We start from the raw sequence: 977 nt of genomic DNA, 5'->3' as shown, positions 1-977 counted from the left end.
ATGCCTATGCTTATTGCAAGGGGGATCCGGTCAATGCTGCCGATCCTACCGGTCATATGCCGTTACCGAGCCCGATACTGGTGAAGGGCAAGCTCACGTTGCCGCCTTTGAGCCCTGATTACATTCCGCCCGGCAGCCTTGTTTCGACGAATATGAAAGCCTTCCAATACTTCGCGAACTTCGGAGGTCCATCACCGACGATACCGGCCGCGGTTGTGGGGAGTTCACCGACAGGCCTTGCCCCGGCTCCCGCTTCGCCTTTACGTCCGACGTCTCCTTCGCGCCAACCTTATCCATCGAACTCAGCGTTGCCCACTCCCGCGGGACGCGCAGGCCCATCTGGGGTCGTCGTGGCACGTGATCATCACGATGTCGATTACAAGCGCGTCAAGACGGAGATTGAACGCATGGTTCCCTCTCACGACGCAGAGGGTATCGTTCGCCTGTCCACAGAGAAGTTCCACAGACTTCCCGTTTTAGCGGAGCTGCGCTGGCAATTGATGCGGCGCCCAGGCGAGAAAAGGCTCCGGTACGCCACACGGGAGCTAGCTCCAAAAATTGGACAAAGGCAGATCGAGGCTCTGAGAAAACAAGCGATGAATGAAGGCGCTATTGATAAAGCGCATTTCTATAAAAGATTGCACGATGGGTTTACTGAGGCGAATCGTAAAAGAATTCGCAAGAACTAGGGACTTCCATCGAGAAGAGGTACGGCAGGGTGGTACTGCCGGTGTTCTGGTGCGTCGGTCAAGCTGAACCGAGGTGGGGCCGCTATGCGGCCCCACCTTTTTCCTCTCAGGCCATACCTGATAGTTCTGCCAGTTATGGACGCAGCCACGCTGTTATACGCTTGGGCCATTCTCCATTTCAGACAATGGACCATGACAATACAAGGCCAGAGCATCATGCATACGCCAAAAACCGTGCTCGGTTTCAACGGCGAGCTGTTCGAGCCCACGACCGGCCACTACGTGCTA

1 protein-coding gene is annotated in these 977 nt (G+C 55.9%); it reads left to right on the top strand.

Annotated elements, in window-relative coordinates:
- Positions 1-689 (top strand): hypothetical protein (locus tag N7650_RS27875; RefSeq protein ID WP_279900907.1); only part of this gene is annotated, 689 nt, incomplete at its 5' end.
- Positions 690-977: the final 288 nt, after the last annotated feature.

The sequence above is a fragment of the Pseudomonas sp. GD04058 genome (genome assembly GCF_029836855.1).
GTDB classification, from domain to species: Bacteria; Pseudomonadota; Gammaproteobacteria; order Pseudomonadales; family Pseudomonadaceae; genus Aquipseudomonas; species Aquipseudomonas bharatica.
Note: the sequence above shows the minus strand (reverse complement) of the source record. Positions and strands in the feature narration are given on the sequence as shown.